This is a genomic window from Hydrogenophaga sp., assembly GCF_035481345.1.
GTDB lineage: Bacteria > Pseudomonadota > Gammaproteobacteria > Burkholderiales > Burkholderiaceae_C > Hydrogenophaga.
On sequence record NZ_DATIGV010000102.1, the window covers coordinates 1 to 16,281 of the forward strand.

At 71.7% G+C, this 16,281-nt stretch carries 14 protein-coding genes; 4 read left to right on the forward strand and 10 right to left on the reverse strand.

Annotation, left to right across the window (positions count from 1 at the left end; all coding sequences use genetic code 11):
- The 9 genes from VLG41_RS10950 to VLG41_RS10990 all read right to left on the reverse strand — a co-directional run.
- Positions 1 to 723: ABC transporter permease (locus VLG41_RS10950; protein ID WP_325349431.1), on the reverse strand; the 723-nt coding region annotated here is incomplete at its 3' end.
- Entirely contained in the window at positions 704 to 2,188 is a 1,485-nt protein-coding gene (locus tag VLG41_RS10955) for a sugar ABC transporter ATP-binding protein (protein ID WP_325349432.1), read from the reverse strand. The genes VLG41_RS10950 and VLG41_RS10955, both read right to left, overlap by 20 nt.
- Before the next feature lie 34 nt (positions 2,189 to 2,222).
- Positions 2,223 to 3,395 carry a Gfo/Idh/MocA family oxidoreductase gene (locus VLG41_RS10960; protein WP_325349433.1) on the reverse strand — a complete coding sequence of 391 codons (1,173 nt, stop codon included), beginning with the start codon at positions 3,393 to 3,395 and terminating at the stop codon, positions 2,223 to 2,225.
- Entirely contained in the window at positions 3,392 to 4,462 is a 1,071-nt protein-coding gene (locus VLG41_RS10965) for a sugar phosphate isomerase/epimerase (protein WP_325349434.1), read from the reverse strand. The genes VLG41_RS10960 and VLG41_RS10965 overlap by 4 nt, the downstream gene beginning before the upstream one ends.
- A 26-nt stretch (positions 4,463 to 4,488) precedes the next feature.
- Complete coding sequence (gene xylA / locus VLG41_RS10970) at positions 4,489 to 5,841, reverse strand: xylose isomerase (RefSeq protein ID WP_325349435.1); 1,353 nt, start codon at positions 5,839 to 5,841, stop codon at positions 4,489 to 4,491.
- Entirely contained in the window at positions 5,838 to 7,313 is a 1,476-nt protein-coding gene (gene xylB / locus VLG41_RS10975) for a xylulokinase (protein ID WP_325349436.1), read from the reverse strand. Before xylB ends, xylA begins: the two co-directional genes overlap by 4 nt.
- A complete protein-coding gene (locus tag VLG41_RS10980) occupies positions 7,310 to 8,359 on the reverse strand; it encodes a LacI family DNA-binding transcriptional regulator (protein WP_325349437.1) in 1,050 nt (349 codons plus the stop codon). The genes xylB and VLG41_RS10980 overlap by 4 nt, the downstream gene beginning before the upstream one ends.
- 180 nt (positions 8,360 to 8,539) lie before the next feature.
- Complete coding sequence (locus VLG41_RS10985) at positions 8,540 to 9,688, reverse strand: DJ-1/PfpI family protein (RefSeq protein ID WP_325349438.1); 1,149 nt, start codon at positions 9,686 to 9,688, stop codon at positions 8,540 to 8,542.
- Between the two features lie 14 nt (positions 9,689 to 9,702).
- Positions 9,703 to 10,281, reverse strand: a complete 579-nt coding sequence (locus VLG41_RS10990; RefSeq protein WP_325349439.1) for a dihydrofolate reductase family protein — start codon at positions 10,279 to 10,281, stop codon at positions 9,703 to 9,705.
- An 18-nt stretch (positions 10,282 to 10,299) separates the two neighbouring features.
- On the opposite strand from VLG41_RS10990, the gene VLG41_RS10995 reads away from it, so the two are divergent.
- Positions 10,300 to 11,325, forward strand: coding sequence for a GlxA family transcriptional regulator (locus VLG41_RS10995; RefSeq protein ID WP_325349440.1), 1,026 nt, complete (start codon positions 10,300 to 10,302; stop codon positions 11,323 to 11,325).
- On the opposite strand, the gene VLG41_RS11000 is transcribed toward VLG41_RS10995, so the two are convergent.
- Entirely contained in the window at positions 11,322 to 12,239 is a 918-nt protein-coding gene (locus tag VLG41_RS11000; RefSeq protein ID WP_325349441.1) for a LysR family transcriptional regulator, read from the reverse strand. The two genes, VLG41_RS10995 and VLG41_RS11000, sit on opposite strands and share 4 nt — an antisense overlap.
- 98 nt (positions 12,240 to 12,337) lie before the next feature.
- Here VLG41_RS11000 and VLG41_RS11005 point away from each other — a divergent pair, with 98 nt between their 5' ends.
- The 3 genes from VLG41_RS11005 to VLG41_RS11015 are packed head-to-tail and all read left to right on the forward strand — an operon-like array spanning position 12,338 to position 16,273.
- The gene (locus tag VLG41_RS11005) at positions 12,338 to 14,071 is read left to right on the forward strand and encodes an acyl-CoA dehydrogenase family protein (RefSeq protein WP_325349442.1); all 1,734 of its coding nucleotides are present in this window, start codon (positions 12,338 to 12,340) and stop codon (positions 14,069 to 14,071) included.
- 40 nt (positions 14,072 to 14,111) lie between these two features.
- On the forward strand, positions 14,112 to 15,104 hold the full coding sequence (locus VLG41_RS11010; RefSeq protein WP_414652484.1) for a Bug family tripartite tricarboxylate transporter substrate binding protein: 993 nt from the start codon (positions 14,112 to 14,114) through the stop codon (positions 15,102 to 15,104).
- 2 nt (positions 15,105 to 15,106) lie between these two features.
- Complete coding sequence (locus VLG41_RS11015) at positions 15,107 to 16,273, forward strand: CoA transferase (RefSeq protein ID WP_325349443.1); 1,167 nt, start codon at positions 15,107 to 15,109, stop codon at positions 16,271 to 16,273.
- Positions 16,274 to 16,281: the final 8 nt, after the last annotated feature.

The following is a 16,281-nucleotide window of genomic DNA, read 5'->3' on the forward strand; positions in this document are numbered from 1 at the left end:
CGCCACCGCGGAGTAGCGCGCGACCTGTTCGTTGGAGCCGATGGCCTGCACGTAGCGGCCGTAGCGTGTGCGGTTGAGCAGGAAGCCGCCGGCCAGCGCGATGGCCGCGAACACCCAGATGGGGATGGGAATGCCCAGCCAACTGCCGTAGTAGACGGGGCTGTACACGTCCACCAGCGCGTTGTCGAGCGTGATGGCGCCGCCGTTGGCGAAGTAGGTGAGGTAGGCGCGGAAGATGCCCAGCGTGCCCAGCGTGACGATGAAGGGCTCGATGCGGCCCTTGGTGATGAGCAGGCCGTGCGCCAGGCCGAACACCGCGCCCAGCACCAGCGCCACCGTGGCGCCCAGCAGCACCGCCACCAGCGGCGAGCCCACCAGCGGCGCGAGCTGGTTCATCACCAGGATGGTGCTGCCCGCGATCAGCGCGGCCATGGAGCCCACCGACAGGTCGATGCCGCCGGAGATGATGACGAAGCTCATGCCCACCGCGATGATGCCGATGAAGGCGGTGCGCGTGAGCACGTTCATGCCGTTGTCCCAGGTGGCGAAGTCCGGGTTGAGCAGCGTGCCCGCGATGCACAGCAGCACCAGGCCGGCGAGCGGGCCGAAGGCGGAGAAGCGCGCGCTCCAGTCGCCGCGGCGGGGCACGGGCGGGGCGGCGGCGTCGGCCGCGGCGGCCGCAGCGGCGCCGGGGGGCAGGGGGCTAGTGGGTGCCGGTGGCATGGGCGATGAGCTCCTCTTCGTTCAGGTGGTCGCCGGCCAGCGTGGCCTGCACGCGGCCGGCGCGCATGACGATCACGCGCTGGCACAGGCCGATGAGCTCGACCAGTTCCGACGAGATGACGATCACGCCCAGGCCTTCGGCGGCCAGGCGCGCGATCAGGAAATAGATGTCGCGCTTGGCGCCCACGTCCACGCCGCGCGTGGGTTCGTCCAGCACCAGCACGCGCGGTCGCGGCTGCAGCACCTTGGCAATCGCCAGCTTCTGCTGGTTGCCGCCCGACAGCGAGCCCGCGCGCGCGTCCAGGCTGCCCGCGCGGATGCGGAAATCGCGCACGGCCTCTTGCAGCGCCGCGCGCTGCGACGCGGCGTCGAGCCAGGGCCGCGCGTGACGGTCCAGGTCCATGAGCGTGAGGTTGTCCTGCAGCGACAGGCCCACGTGCAGGCCGCGCCCCTTGCGGTCTTCGCTGAGGTAGGTCAGGCCCGCGCGGGCGGCGGCGCGCGGGTCCTTGAAGCCCACGGGCTCGCCCTGCAGGCGCACCTCACCACCCGCGCGCGGGCGCAGGCCGAGCAGGCCCTCGAACAGCTCGGTGCGGCCCGCGCCCACCAGGCCGGCAAAGCCCAGGATCTCGCCGGGGCGCACCTCAAAGCTCACGTCCTGTGCCCAGCCGGGCACGCTCAGTTCGCGTACCGCCAGCAAGGGCGGCGCATCGGGCAGCGGCGCCTTGGGCGGGAACATGTCGGTGAGCTCGCGGCCCACCATGAGGTTGGCCATGTCCTGGCGGCTGTGGCGCTCGGTGGGGCCGCGCGTGACGAAGCGGCCGTCGCGCATCACCACGATCTGATCGGTGATCTGTTCGACCTCGTCGAGCTTGTGCGAGATGTAGACGACGGTGACGCCCCGCTCGCGCAACTGTCGGATGAGCGCGAACAGGCGACGGGTCTCGCCCGGCGTGAGGGTCGCGGTGGGCTCGTCCATCACCAGCAGCCGGGCCTGGCGCGAGAGCGCCCGCGCGATCTCCACCAGTTGCTTCTCGGCCACGATGAGGTCGCGCACGCGCGTATCGGGGTCGATCGACAGGCCCACCGCGTCCAGGGCCTCGCGCGCGGTCTGGCGCATGGACGCCTCGTCCAGCAGCCAGCCGCGGCGCCGCTCGCGGCCCAGGAAGATGTTCTGCACCACGCTCAGGTCGTCGGCCAGGTTGAACTCCTGGTGGATCAGCACCACGCCGGCGGCCTCGGCCTCGCGCGAATCGGCGAAGCGGCAGGGCCGGCCGTCGATGCTGAAGCCGCCCGGGCCAGCCTGCTCATAGCCGCACAGAATCTTCATCAGCGTGGACTTGCCCGCGCCGTTTTCGCCGAGCAGCCCGTAGACGCGGCCCGGCTCCAGCTCGAAGCTCACGCCGTGCAGCACCTGCACCGGGCCGAAGTGCTTGCAGACGCCGTCGAAACGCACGTGCAGGCTCATGTCGGGCTCCCGTGGCGTGCGAAGCGTGCGGGCTTCATTTCATGTCCACCCAGGCCGCGCCTGCAGAAGACGAGCGCACGGCCGCCTCGATGAAGGCGACGCCATGGAGGCCGTCCTCGATGGTAGGGAAGTCCACTTCCGCGGGCATCGGCCGCCCCTCGCGCGCGGCGTGGATGGCCTGCGCGATCTCGGCATAGACCGTGGCGAAGCCTTCGAGGTAGCCCTCGGGGTGGCCCGAGGGCAGGCGCGTCACGCGCGCGGCGTCCGGATTGGCCGAAGCGGTGCCGCGCGAGACGGTGCGCGGCGCTTCGCCGAAGGGCGTGAAGCGCAGGTGGTTGGGCTGCTCCTGCTGCCATTCCAGGCCGGCGCGGCTGCCGTAGATCCGCAGGCGCAAGGCGTTCTGATTGCCCGGCGCCACCTGGCTGGCCCACAGCAGGCCGCGCGCGCCATTGGCGTAGCGCAGCATCACCTGCACGTTGTCGTCCAGCGCGCGCCCGGGCACGAAGGTGCTGAGTTCGGCGCAGAGCTGCGTGGGTTGCAGGCCGCTCACGAAACCCGCGAGCTGGTAGGCGTGCGTGCCGATGTCGCCGACGCAGCCGCCCGCGCCGGAGCGTTGCGGGTCGGTGCGCCAGGCGGCCTGCTTCTGGCCGGTGGATTCCAGCGGCTCGGTCAGCCAGTCCTGCGGGTACTCGACCTGCACCAGGCGGATGTCGCCGAGCGCGCCCTCGCGCACCAGGCGCCGCGCGTGGCGCACCATGGGATAGCCCGAGTAGTTGTAGGTGACGGCAAAGAGGCGCCCGCTGGATTGCGCGAGCGCGCGCAGGCGCTCGGCGTCGGCCAGGGTGGTGGTCACCGGCTTGTCGCAGATCACGTGGATGCCCGCTTCCAGAAAGGCCTGGGCGGCGGGCGCGTGCTGATGGTTGGGGGTGACGATGGCCACCGCTTCGATGCCGTCGTCGCGCGCGGCTTCCTCACGCGCCATGGTCTGGTAATCGGGGTAGCCGCGCGCCAGGCCCAGGGCGGCGGCCGAGCGCAGGGCCTTGTCGGGCGTGGACGAGAGCGCGCCGGCCACCAGTTCGTAGTGGTCGTCCAGCCGCGCGGCGATGCGGTGCACCGCGCCGATGAAGGCGCCTTCGCCGCCGCCCACCATGCCCAGGCGGATGCGCCGGCGCGCGTTCGCCGAGGGCCCGCTGGCTTCGATGGTCATGCGGCCTCCTGCTTCAGGCCCAGCATGCGGCGCAACTGCGCCGGGTCGGTCTCGCCGCCGGCGAAGTCGTCGAAGGCCTTTTCCGTGACGCGGATGAGGTGGTCGCGGATGAAGGCCGCGCCCTCGGCGGCGCCGGCCTCGGGGTGCTTGAGGCAGCACTCCCACTCCAGCACGGCCCAGCTGTCGTAGTTGTACTGGGCCATCTTGGAGAAGATGGCGCCGAAGTCGATCTGCCCGTCGCCCAGCGAGCGAAAGCGCCCCGCGCGCTGCACCCAGGGCTGGTAGCCCGAGTACACGCCCTGGCGGCCATTGGGGCGGAACTCCGCGTCCTTGATGTGCAGGGCCTTGATGCGCTCGTGGTAGATGTCGATGAACTCGAGGTAGTCGAGCTGCTGCAGCAGGAAGTGCGAGGGGTCGTAGTTGATGCAGCAGCGCGGGTGGTGGTTGACGCGCTCGAGAAACATCTCGAAGGTGACGCCGTCGAACAGGTCCTCGCCGGGGTGCAGCTCGAAGCACACATGGCAATCGGCCTCGTCGAAGGCGTCGAAGATCGGGCGCCAGCGCTTGGCCAGCTCATCGAACGCGGTCTCGATCAGGCCCGCGGGCCGTTGCGGCCAGGGGTACAGGTACGGCCAGGCCAGGGCACCGGGAAAGCTCACGTTGCTCTTGAGGCCCAGGTGCTTCGAGGCCTTGGCCGACAGCAGCATCTGCTCCACCGCCCAGGCCTGGCGCGCCGCGGGCTTGCCGCGCAGCGCCTCGGGCGCGAAGCCGTCGAAGGCCTCGTCGTACGCAGGGTGCACGGCCACCAGTTGACCCTGCAGGTGGGTGCCGAGTTCGGTGATGGCCACGCCGTTCTCGCGCGCGATGCCCGCGATCTCGTCGCAGTACGTCTTGGAACTGGCGGCCTTGTCCAGGTCGAACAGGCGCTTGTCCCACGAGGGAATCTGCACGCCCTTGAATCCCAGACCACCCGCCCAGCGCGTGATCGACGCCCAGGAGTCGAACGGCGCCGCGTCGCCCGCGAACTGCGCCAGGTAGATGCCCGGGCCCTTGATGTTGGTGGCCATGTCCCGCTCCTTCTTGTGGTTCCGATTCAGAGATAGCTGTTGACGAGGTGCTCGAGGCGCTCCTGTTGCGCCGAGCGCGGGCGCGGGTCGAGCCCGCGCTCGGCGACCTCGCGCGCCAGGTCCTCGAGCGAGCGCTCGCCGTTGAGGATGGCGCGGCCGGCCTCGCTGTCCCAGCCGGCGTAGCGCTGCTGCACGTGGCGCTGCAGGGCACCGTCCTGCAGCATGCGTTCGGCCACCAGCAGGGCCTGCGCGCACAGGTCCATGGCGGTGGCGTGGGCCCAGACCAGGTCGTCGGGGTCGATGGACTGGCGGCGCAGCTTGGCGTCGAAGTTCAGGCCGCCCTGGCCGATGCCGCCGCCCTTGAGCACCTCGTACAGGGACAGCGCCACCTGCGGCAGGTTGTTCGGGAACTGGTCCGTGTCCCAGCCCAGCAGCTCGTCGCCGCGGTTCATGTCGAGCGAGCCGAAGATGCCCAGGGCCTGCGCCATGGCGATCTCGTGCTCGAAGGTCTGGCCCGCCAGCAGCGCGTGGTTCTGCTCGATGTTGACCTTGACCTCGCGCTCCAGCCCGTGCTCGCGCAGAAAGCCGAACACGGCGGCGACGTCGCGGTCGTACTGGTGTTTGGTGGGCTCGGCCGGCTTGGGCTCGATGAGGATCTGGCCCTTGAAGCCGATCTTGTGCTTGTGCTCGACCACCATCTGGAGAAAGCGGCCGAGTTGCGCGAGCTCGCGCTTCAAGTCGGTGTTGAGCAGGGTCTCATAACCTTCGCGGCCGCCCCAGAGCACGTAGTTGGCGCCGCCCAGTTCGTGCGTCAGTTCGAGCACGTTCTTCACCTGCGCGGCGGCGTAGCGGAAGACCTCCGGGTCGGGGTTGGTGGCGGCACCGGCCATGTAGCGCCGGTGCGAGAACAGGTTGGCCGTGCCCCACAGCAGGCGCACGCCGGTGTCCTGCATCTTGCGGGCGAACACCTCGCCGATGCGGCGCAGGTTGGTGTGGAACTCGGCCAGCGAGGCGCCTTCGGGGGCGACGTCGCGGTCGTGGAAGGTGAAGTAGGGCGCATCGACCAGGCGGAACAGGTCGAAGGCCACGTCGGCCTTGTGCAGGGCCTGGGCCATCGGGTCGCCCGCGCCGTGCCAGGGCCGCTCGAAGCTGGGGTCGCCGAAGGGGTCGGTGCCGGCCCAGCCGAAGCTGTGCCAGTAGCACACGGCGAAGCGCAGTTGCTCCTGCATGCTTTTGCCGAGCACCTGGCGGTTCTTGTCGTAGTAGCGGTAGGCGAAGGGCTCGCGCTCGCTGGGCACGAAGGCGGGGCCGCGGTAGGCCAGCGCGTGCTGGAAGCTGAAGTAGGCGGGGCGTTGTCCGCCGCTGGGGTCGTGTCTCATGTGGGTTCCGGTGCGTGTGAGGGGGAGGGCAGGTGGCGCAGGCGGCCATAGAGCCGCTGCCACTGGTCGAAGGCGCGGTCGTGGTGCCGCGCGCGTTGCGCGTCGGGCGCGTGGCTGCGCTGGCGCGGGGGTTTGTCGAACTGGCGCACGCCGTCGGCCGCCGCGCGCGCGAGCCGCGCGGCGCCGAGCGCGCAGCCGTGTTGCGAGCCGGCCACCTGGTGCAGCGGCAGGTTCAGCACATCGGCCAGGGTCTGGCTCCAGACATCGGAGCGCGCGCCGCCGCCGATGAGGTCCGCCTCGGCGAGGGTGGTGCCGGCGGCGGCCAGCGCGTCGCGCATGTCCCGAAAGGCATAGGCCACGCCCTCGATGAGCGCGCGGGTCATGTCGGCGCGCCGGGTGCCGGCCGACAGGTGTACGAAGCCGCCGCGCACTTGCGCGTCGTTGTGGGGGGTGCGTTCGCCCGACAGGTAGGGCGCGAACCAGCAGGCGCCGCCGTCCGCAGGGCGGGTGTCGGCGACTTCGTCCAGCAGGCTCGCCTCGTCGCGGCCGGTGACGCCGGCCCACCAGGCCAGGCTCGCGGCGGCCGAGAGCATCACGCCCATCTGGTGCCAGGTGCCTGGCAGCGCGTGGCAGAAGGCGTGCACCGCGCGCTGCGGCGCCGGTGCGAAACCGGCCGTGGTGGCCCACAACACGCCCGAGGTGCCCAGCGAGAGGAAGGCGTCGCCCGGCGCGACGGCGCCGACACCGACGGCGCCCGCCGCGTTGTCGCCCGCGCCACCGGCCAGCACGGGCGCTTGCTCGAAGCCCCAGCGTGAGACCCATTCCTGGCGCAGCCGCCCGGTGGGCGCGTTGCCCTCCACCAGGCGCGGCATGTGGCTTTCGTCGAGCCCGCAGGCCGACAGCAGCGGCGCGCTCCAGGCGCGCGCGCCCACGTCGAGCCACAAGGTGCCGGAGGCATCGGACATGTCCTCGGCGAATTCGCCGCAGAGCCGCCAGCGCAGCCAGGCCTTGGGCAGCAGCACCTTGGCGATGCGCGCGAACACCTCGGGCTCGTGCTCGCGCACCCAGAGCAGCTTGGGCGCGGTGAAGCCGGGCATGGCCGGGTTGCCGGTGCGCTCGCGCAGGCCCAGGGCCGGCGCCTCCAGCGCCTCGCACTGCGCCGCGCTGCGGCCGTCGTTCCACAGCATGCAGGGGCGCAGGGTCTCGCCATCGGCCCCCAGCAGGGTGGCGCCGTGCATCTGGCCCGACAGGCCGATGGCGCGCACGGCGGCCAGGGCGCGCGGGTGCTCGGCCTTCAGCGCGTCCAGGCAGTCGCTGGTGGCGCGCCACCAGTCGGCCGGGTCCTGCTCGGACCAGCCGGGGTGCGGCCGGCTCACCGCCAGCGGCGCGCTGGCCACGGCCCGTGGCTGGCCGTCGTCGAGCAAGAGCGCCTTCACGCCGGAGGTGCCGAGATCGATGCCCAGGGTGATCACGGCAGGTTGTCCTTGAGGTAGATGTCGATGCGGATGCGCTCCTGGTCGGCGAGCACGGGTTCGCGCGTGGCGCGCGCCAGGGCCTGGCGCAAGGCAGAGCGCACCTCGTGGCCCGCGTCCTGGTTGATCACCGCGTCCAGGGTGCCGTCGAGCAGATCGGCGCGCGCGGCGGGCGTGAGCTCGTGGCCGATGAAGACCACGTCGTGCGCGCGCCCGGCCGCCTGCAGGGCCGCCGAGATGCCCGCGTTGCCGGCGCCGACGCTGTAGATCGCGCGCAGGCGCGGGTGCTCGGCCAGCAGTTGCCGCACCAGCACTTCGTTGAGCGCGGGCGAGTCCTTGCCCTGCACCGCGGGCAGCACCGTCAGGTGGGTGAACTCCGTCGTCATCACCTGGTTGAAGCCCAGGCAACGCTCCGCGTGGTCGCGCAGGGAGAGGCTGCCGGCGACGATGCCGACCTCGCCCGGCTCGCGCCCGACGAAGCGCCCGAGCAGGCTGGCGGCCGTGCGCCCCGCCGCCGCGTTGTCGATGCCCACGTAGGCGTGGCGGCGCGAGCGCGGCACGTCGGACACGAGCGTGATCACCTCGCAACCGCCCTCGACCAGGCCGTCGATGGCGTTCTGCACCAGGGGGTGGTCCAGGCCCATGACGATCGCCGTTTCGCACTGACCCTGCAGCGAGCGCAGGAGATCGGCCAGGCGCTGCGGCTCGAAGACGTCGACCTCCAGGGTCTGCACGCTCGCGCGGTGGTCTTCCAGCCAGGCGCGGCAGGCCCCCAGTTCGGCCTGCAGCTGAGCCACGAAGGGGTTGTTGCCGGAGGGGAAGACCACGCACCAGCGGTGCGAGCGCGTGCGTGCGAGCCGCGCGGCCGCCGGATCGGGGCGGTAGTTCAGGCGCGTCACCGCCTCGCGCACGCGGGCGATGGACTTGGCGTGCACGCCGGATCGGTTGTTGAGCACGCGGTCCGCCGTGGCCAGGCTGACCCGGGCCTCACGCGCCACGTCGCTGAGCGTGGCGCGCCCGGGGAAGGCGTCGGCTTTGTCTGTCATGGCGCCCATTTTGAGGTGCGTACCTCAAAATGGGATTCAGGGTTTACGCCATGTTGCTCTGAGTCATTGAGGCGTATTGGGAGCCGTCGCACCCTCGTCGGCGAGCAAAAAATGAGGTGCGAAAGTCATGTCCCGGCCTGGCGCGGGCGTCCGCCTGAACAGGTCGGTGGGCCGTTGTGGTCAAGGCGCTGGCGCGAGCTCCAGCTGCATCGCCACCACCCGCGCCGTGGCGGCACCGTAGCGGCGATCGATCTGCGCGAGGGCCTCGTTCAAGGCATGTGCTGGCGGCTGGCCCGATACCGCGGGCAGCCGTTGCGGCGCTGGCCTATTCGCGCCGATGCGGTCGGGCAGCACGCGCACGCCGTTGCGGCTTTCGATGGGGCCCGGTGCCGCCGCGAACGTGATCGCCCGCGAGCGGTAGGTGCGCGACCAGGCGTCCGCCACCAGCGCCAGCGACACCTCGTCCACCCCGCGCGACAGTTCGATCCCCCACGCGTCGCGGTTCCAGAAGGCGAGGGTGTTGCCCATCACCGTCAGCGCGAACGGCCGGGTGAAGCGGAAGGCGGCGCTGGTGTGCCGCGCGTCCCAATGCGACAGTCCCAGGCCACGCGCCACCTCCGCCGCCTTCTCGCGGCCCGCGATGGCTTCGATCAGGGTCAGCGCCATCGGCATGGACGCGGAGATGCCCGTCGTCGTGGCCACGCGCCCGTCGACGACGAAGCGCCGGTCGGCCACGTAGCGGATGGAGGGCGTGCGCTCGAGCAGGTCGTTCAGGTAGTACCAGTGCGTGGTGGCCCGCTTGCCATCGAGCAGGCCGGCCGCGCCCACCACCTTGGCGCCTGCGCACACGCCGATGACGATGGCGCCCTTGGCCGCCTGGGCGCGAATCCACGTGAGCACGTGCGGGTCGTCGTCGCGGCTCATCGCGGGCACGATGACGTAGTCCGCGCCGTGCACGTGCTGCGCGTCGAACTGCGCGGTCGTCGCGTCGGCCTCCACCGTGAGCGCCGGGTACAGCTTCACCGGCCCGGGCGCGGTGGACAGGGCCATCACGTCGGCCACGCCCGCGCGGCGCAGGATGCCGTAGGGCATCAGGTAGTCGGTCGTCTCGGTGGCGTCGTTCAGGCCGATGATGGCCACGAGGGGGCGCTGGCGCTTGGGGGGCGCCAGCGCGGCGAGCGTGGCCTGGGTCTCCTGCTGCGAAATGGCGGGCGCCGGCGCCGGCGCGGCGGCGGGCGGCAGCGAGACCACCCAGCCCACCCAGGCCGCCAGGCCTGACAGCGCGAGACCCAGGCAGATCCAACGCAGCACTCGCACACGAGGTTTCATGGCGCCGGTCCGCTTCAGCGCACGCGGTAGCGCATGTGCGTGGCCTCGGGCGTGTCGATCACGCGAAGCACCTCGAGTTCGATGCGCGCGGGCAGCAGATCGAACAGGCGGCGGCCGGCGCCGAACAGCACCGGCACCACGGAGATCGCCAGTTCGTCCACCACCCCGGCCGCCAGGGCCCCTTGCGCCGTGACCGCGCCGTGCACCATGACGTTGCGCCCACGGGCGGCGGTCTTGGCCTGCTCCATCGCGCTGACGATCCCGTCCTTCACGTAGCGCACCAGGGGATACGCCGCGGCGGCTGGGGAGGGATCGTGGTGGCTGAGCACGAAGATCGGGGCGCCGTGGATGTCGCCGCCCCAATGGCCGGCCTGTTCCGCGGTGTGCCGGCCCGTGAGCACGGCCCCGGTGGCTTGCATTTCGTCGTACAGCTCGCCGGCCGCGCCGTCGGGCCGGGCGAAGCGTTTGCCGTCCGGCACGAACCACCGGTGCAGGCGGTCGAAGCCGTCGCCCCCGGGGTTGCCGGGTCGATCGTCCGGGCCTGCGATGTACCCGTCCACCGACATCGAAAAGTAGAGTACCGACTTGGACACATTGACCTCCTGGATGCCATGAGCCTACGCACCGCCAACGCGCAGAACAAGGACACAAAGGCCGCGGTTCCTGCCAGGGACGTCGTGCTCGTGGTGTTCGACGGCGTGGAGGCGATCGACATCGCCGGCCCCGCCAGCGTGTTCAGCAAGGCGCAGGCCTTGTGCCCCGGCACCTACCGGCTGCACATCGCCTCGCCCGCCGGTCACACGGTGTTCACCAACGCCGGCCTGCGCCTGGCCGACACGGTGGGCTTCGCGCAATTGCCGGCACTCATCGATACCTTGATCGTCTGCGGTGGCGACGAGCCCGCGGTGCGCGCTGCGATCGTCGAGCACGGTGTGGGGGCCTGGCTGGCCGATCGCTCCCGGCAGGCGCGCCGCGTGGCCAGCGTGTGCAGCGGCGCGTTCGCATTGGCAGCGGCCGGCCTGCTCGACGGACGAGAGGCCACCACGCACTGGCGCGTGTGCGACCAGTTGCAGGCCCTTCGCCCGCAGGTGCGCGTGCAGCGCGAGCGCATCTATGTGCGCGACGGACCGGTGTGGACCTCGGCCGGCGTCACCACCGGCATCGAACTCGCGCTGGCCCTGGTGGAGGACGACCTGGGCCACGCGGTGTCGATGGAGATCGCGCGCACGCTGGCGCTGCCCCTGTTGCGCGGCGCGGCCGAGCCGCAGTTGAGTCCGGCCTTGGAGGCACAGTCGGCGGCCAGCCGCCGCTTGCGCGAGGTGGTGGCCTGGATCGGCACGCACCTGCAGGACGATCTGTCGGTGCCGGCGCTGGCCGAGCGCGCGCGGATGAGCCCACGCCACTTCGCCCGTGCCTTCGCGGCGGAAGTGGGCTGCACGCCGGCGCGCTTCGTGGAGCGGGCGCGCGTGGCGGCGGCGGCGCAGTGGCTGGTGCAGACGCAGTGGCCGCAGGCGCGCGTCGCCAGCCGCAGCGGGTTCCGCTCGGTGGACGCGCTGCAGCGGGCCTTCGCGCGGCAGCACGCGGTGACGCCGCAGGTGTACCGGGCGCTGGCGATGGGGCGTGGCGAGCAGGTCTAGCGCCCGCGCGGCTCAGCCCCCCGCGCCGCCGAGGTATCAAGCACCAGGGCCAGCAAGGCCTCCAGCGCCGGCGAGTGAGCCCGTCCCGCTGGCCACACGCATTGAAGCGTGGACATCAGTGCCGCGCCACTCAGGGGCCGGAATACCACGCCTGCCATGCCCGAGTGCGACAGCGTCTCGGGCACGATGGCCACGCCCATGCCCTGCGAGACCAGCGCCACCACCGACAGCCAGTGGCGCAGCTCGTGCCGCACCTTCGGGTCGAAGCCGGCTTCGGCGCAGGCCTGCACGATGCGCGAGTGGTAGTCCGGCGAGACCTGGCGCGAAAAGAGCACGAAGGGCTCGTCGCGCAGGCGCTTGAGCGCCAGCCGCCGGGCCGTGGCCGCCGGGTGCCCGGCGGGCAGGCAGGCCACGAAGGGCGCCTCGTGCACCGTCACCGCCTGCAGCGCGGGCGGCACTCTGCGCGCCAAGACGAAGCCGGCGTCGAGTTCGCCACGCCCCAGCGCGTCCAGTTGCTCCTGCGAGTTGAGCTCGACCAGCGCCACCTCGATGCCGGGGTTGGCCTCCTGGTACAGGCGCAGCCACTGCGGCAGCCCGCCGAACAGCAGCGAGCCGACGAAGCCGATGCGCAGCCGCCCGCGCGCGCCGCGGCCCACCTCGCGCGCCGTCAGCGCGGCCTCGGCCGCCGCGGCGAGCAGGGCGCGCGCCTGGGGCAGCAGGGCCTCGCCCGCCGCGGTGATACGCACGCCGCGGCTGGTGCGGTCGATGAGGCGAACGCCCACCGTGTCCTCCAGTTGCCGGATGGCCACCGACAGCGGCGGCTGCGTCATGGACAGGCGTGCGGCGGCGCGGCCGAAGTGCGCCTCTTCGGCCACGGCCAGAAAGCAGCGCAGGTGGCGCAGGTCAAAGGCCATTCGAATCTTGAATCGAAGTTGCTGATCTTCGAATTGGACGCGAATCGATGCCGGCGGAATACTGGTGCTTCACCCGAGACCGCGAGACAGCACGAGACATGACTTCCGCTTCCGCCCACCCGATCCCCGACGCGCGCGGCACCAACCTGTACGCGGCCGATCCGGCACTGGGCGCGCTGCTGGAGCTGTACCTGCCTGCCGATCTGCGCCGCCACCTGGAGCCGCACCTGCAGCGCCTGGGTGCGCAGGCCGGCGGCCGCCTGGACGAGCTGGCGTCCATCGCCGACCGCCACCCGCCCACGCTGAGCCTGCGCTCGCGCACGGGCCTCGACGAACAGGCCATCCACAAGCATCCGGCCTATGTCGAGCTCGAACGTGTCGCCTTCTCCGAGTACGGCCTGGCCGCGATGTCGCACCGCGGCGGCGTGCTGGGCTGGCCCGCGCCCATGCCGGCCGCCGCCAAGTACGCCTTGAGCTACCTCTTCGTGCAGGCCGAGTTCGGCCTGTGTTGCCCGCTGTCGATGACCGATTCGCTCACGCGCACCCTGCGCAAGTTCGGCGCGCCCGCCCTGGTCGATCGCTACCTGCAGGCGCTGACCTCGCAGGACTTCGAGTCCCTCAGCCAGGGCGCGATGTTCATGACCGAGCAGGGCGCGGGCTCCGACATCGCGGCCACCGAGGTGCGCGCGGTGCCCGACGGCGAGGCCTTTCGCCTATGGGGCGACAAGTGGTTCTGCTCCAACCCCGATGCCGCCCTGGCCATGGTGCTCGCGCGCGTCGAGGGTGCGCCGGATGGCCTGGACGGCGTGTCGTTGTTCCTGCTGCCGCGCGAGCTGCCCGATGGCGGTGCCAACGCCTACCGCATCATCCGGCTCAAGGACAAGCTGGGCACGCGCTCCATGGCCAGCGGCGAGATCCGCCTGGAGGGCGCGCGTGCCTGGCTCGTGGGCGAGGCCGGGCGTGGCTTCCAGCAGATGGCGGACATGGTGAACAACTCGCGCCTGTCCAACGGCATGCGCGCGGCGGGGTTGATGCGCCGTGCATGCACCGAGGCGCTGCACGTGGCGCGCCACCGCCGCGCCTTCGGGCGCCGCCTGGTGGACATGCCGCTGATGCAGCGCCAGTTGCTCAAGATCCTGCTGCCCACCGAGCAGGCGCGCAGCATGATGTTCCAGACGGCCGAAGCCTTGCGCCGCAGCGACGCGGGCGAAGCCGGCGCCTACGCGCTGGTGCGCATCCTCACCCCGCTCATCAAGTTCCGCGCCTGCCGCGACGCCCGCCGCGTCACGGGCGACGCGATGGAAGTGCGCGGCGGCTGTGGCTACATCGAGGAATGGAGCGACCCGCGCCTGCTGCGCGACGCGCACCTCGGCTCCATCTGGGAAGGCACGAGCAACATCGTCGCGCTCGACGTGATCCGCGCCGCGCGGCGCGAGGCCTCGCTGCCCGCCTTGGTGGCGCACCTGGACGCGCTGCTGGCCGAAGCGGCCCTGGCGCCGCGCACGCGCGAGGTGTTCGATGGTGCGATGCGCCGCGCCATCGAGCTGGCCGAGCGCGTGGCGCGTGCGCGCGGCGCAGAGGACCACGCCGCGCGCCAGGCCGCGTCCGCCCTGTACCACGTCACCAGCGCCACGGCCATGGCCTGGGAGGCCGCGCGCCTGGGCGATGCGAACCGCATGCGCCTGGCCCAGCTGGTGCTGCGCCAGCGCGCGCTGCCGCAGGACCCCATGTGCGCGCACGCGCCGCCACCCTGGCTGATCGAGCTGCTCGAGCCGGCCGCTGGCGACGGCGGTGCCACACGCACGGCCCCCGAGAGCGTGCACCTGTTCTGATGCCCGCCATGTGTTTCACCACCCCGAAGAGGAGACCTGCATGAACCCCCAACGACGCCACGCCGTCACCACCCTGTCGATGGCCCTGTGCCTGGGCGGCCTGGGCCTGAGCGCCCCTGCCCACGCGGACGATTTCCCCTCGCGCCCGCTGACGCTGGTGGTGCCCTTCGCGCCTGGCGGCCCCACGGACGCCATGGCCCGCACACTGGCCAGTGCGCTCAAGCCCGCGCTGGGCCAGACGGTGGTGGTGGAGAACAAGGCCGGCGCGGGCGGCAACATCGGCGCCGAGGCCGTCTCGCGCGCCGCGCCCGATGGCTACACCATGCTTTTCGGTACTTCCGGCCCGCTGGCCATCAACCAGTACCTCTACAGCAAGCCCGGCTACGCGCCCGACAAGAGCTTTGCACCGGTGATCCGCATTGGCCACCTGCCCAACGTGCTGCTGATCAACCCGCAGGTGCCGGCGAAGAACGTGGCCGAACTGGTGGCGCTGGCCAAGGTGCGGCCCGACGGCATGAGCTTCGCGTCTTCGGGCAATGGCGCCAGCTCGCACCTGGCGGGCGTCATGTTCAACCTGCGCAACGGCACGCAGATCCAGCACATTCCCTACAAGGGCACCGGCCCCGCGCTGACCGACCTGCTGGGCGGCCAGGTGAGCATGAGCTTTACCGACGTGCTCACGGCGAAGCCCCACGTGCAGTCCGGCAGGCTGCGCGCGCTGGCGGTCACCACGGCGGGCCGATCGCGTGCCCTGCCCGAGGTACCCACGCTCAAGGAAGAGGGCGTGGCCGACATGGACGTGAGCGTGTTCTTCGGCATCGTCGTTCCCGCCGGCACGCCAAAGGCGGTGATCGATCGGCTCAACGCCGCCTTCGTCAAGGCGCTGGCCGATCCGGAGGTGAACGCCAAGCTCATCGGCCAGGGTGTGGAACTGCCCGCGGACACCTCCGCGGCGCACCTCGCGGCCTACATGCGGCAGGAATCCGAGCGCTGGCGCGACGTGATCGGCAAGGCCGGCATCAGAGCCGACTGACCATGCGCTCCAACGCACAGCCGCCCAACACCGGCGCGCTCGCCGGCATCCGCGTCGTCGACGCCTCGCGCATTCTGGGCGGGCCGTTCTGCGGCCAGATCCTGGGCGACCACGGTGCCGACGTGATCAAGGTCGAACCCCCGCAGGGCGACGACACGCGCCAGTGGGGCCCGCCCTTCGATGGGCAGGGCGTGGCCTCCTACTACCTGGGGCTCAACCGCAACAAGCGCCTGATGACGCTGGACCTGGCCAGCGAGGGCGGGCGCGAGGTCCTGCTCGCCTTGCTGGCCGAGGCCGACGTGTTGATCGAGAACTTCAAGACCGGCACGCTGGAGCGTTGGGGCATCGGGGCCGACGAACTCGCGGCGCGCTTTCCGCGGCTGGTGCATTGCCGCGTCTCCGGCTTCGGTGCCGACGGGCCGCTGGGCGGGCTGCCGGGTTATGACGCGGCGATCCAGGCCATGTGTGGCCTCATGAGCGTCAACGGCGAAGCGCAGGGCCAGGGTGTGCGCGTGGGCATGCCGGTGGTGGACATGGTGGCCGGGCTCAACGCCGCTCTGGGCGTGATGATGGCGCTGCACGAACGCCAGCGCAGCGGACGTGGCCAGTTTGTCGAGGCGGCGCTGTATGACGCCGGCCTGTCGCTGTTGCACCCGCACGCGGCCAACTGGTTTCTCGACGGGCAGCCGCCTCGACGAACCGGCAACGCGCACCCCAACATCTATCCCTACGACTGTCTGCGCACCGGCACCGATGCGGTGTTCTTTGCTGTCGGCAATGACCGGCAGTTCCGCACCCTCGTGACCGAAATCGGGGCGCCCGCGCTGGCGCAGGACGCGCGCTTCGCCACCGCCGGCCAGCGATCGGTGCACCGTGAGGCCTTGAAGGCCGCGTTGGAGGCCGCGCTGGCGGCGCACGACGGCCCCGTGCTGGCCGAGCGCCTGGTGCGCCTGGGTGTGCCCTGCGCGCCGGTGCTGGACGTGGCGCAGGCCCTGCAGCACCCGCACACGCGCCACCGCGGCATGGTGGTGGAGATGCCCGGCGGCTACCGCGGCCTGGGCTCGCCTGTGAAGCTCTCGCGCACGCCCGCGAGCTGGCGCTTTGCGCCGCTCAGCGAGGGCAACGGCTTTCTCGCGCGGGAAGAGGGCGCCGCCGCGCCGGGCGGCTAAGGCGCCCG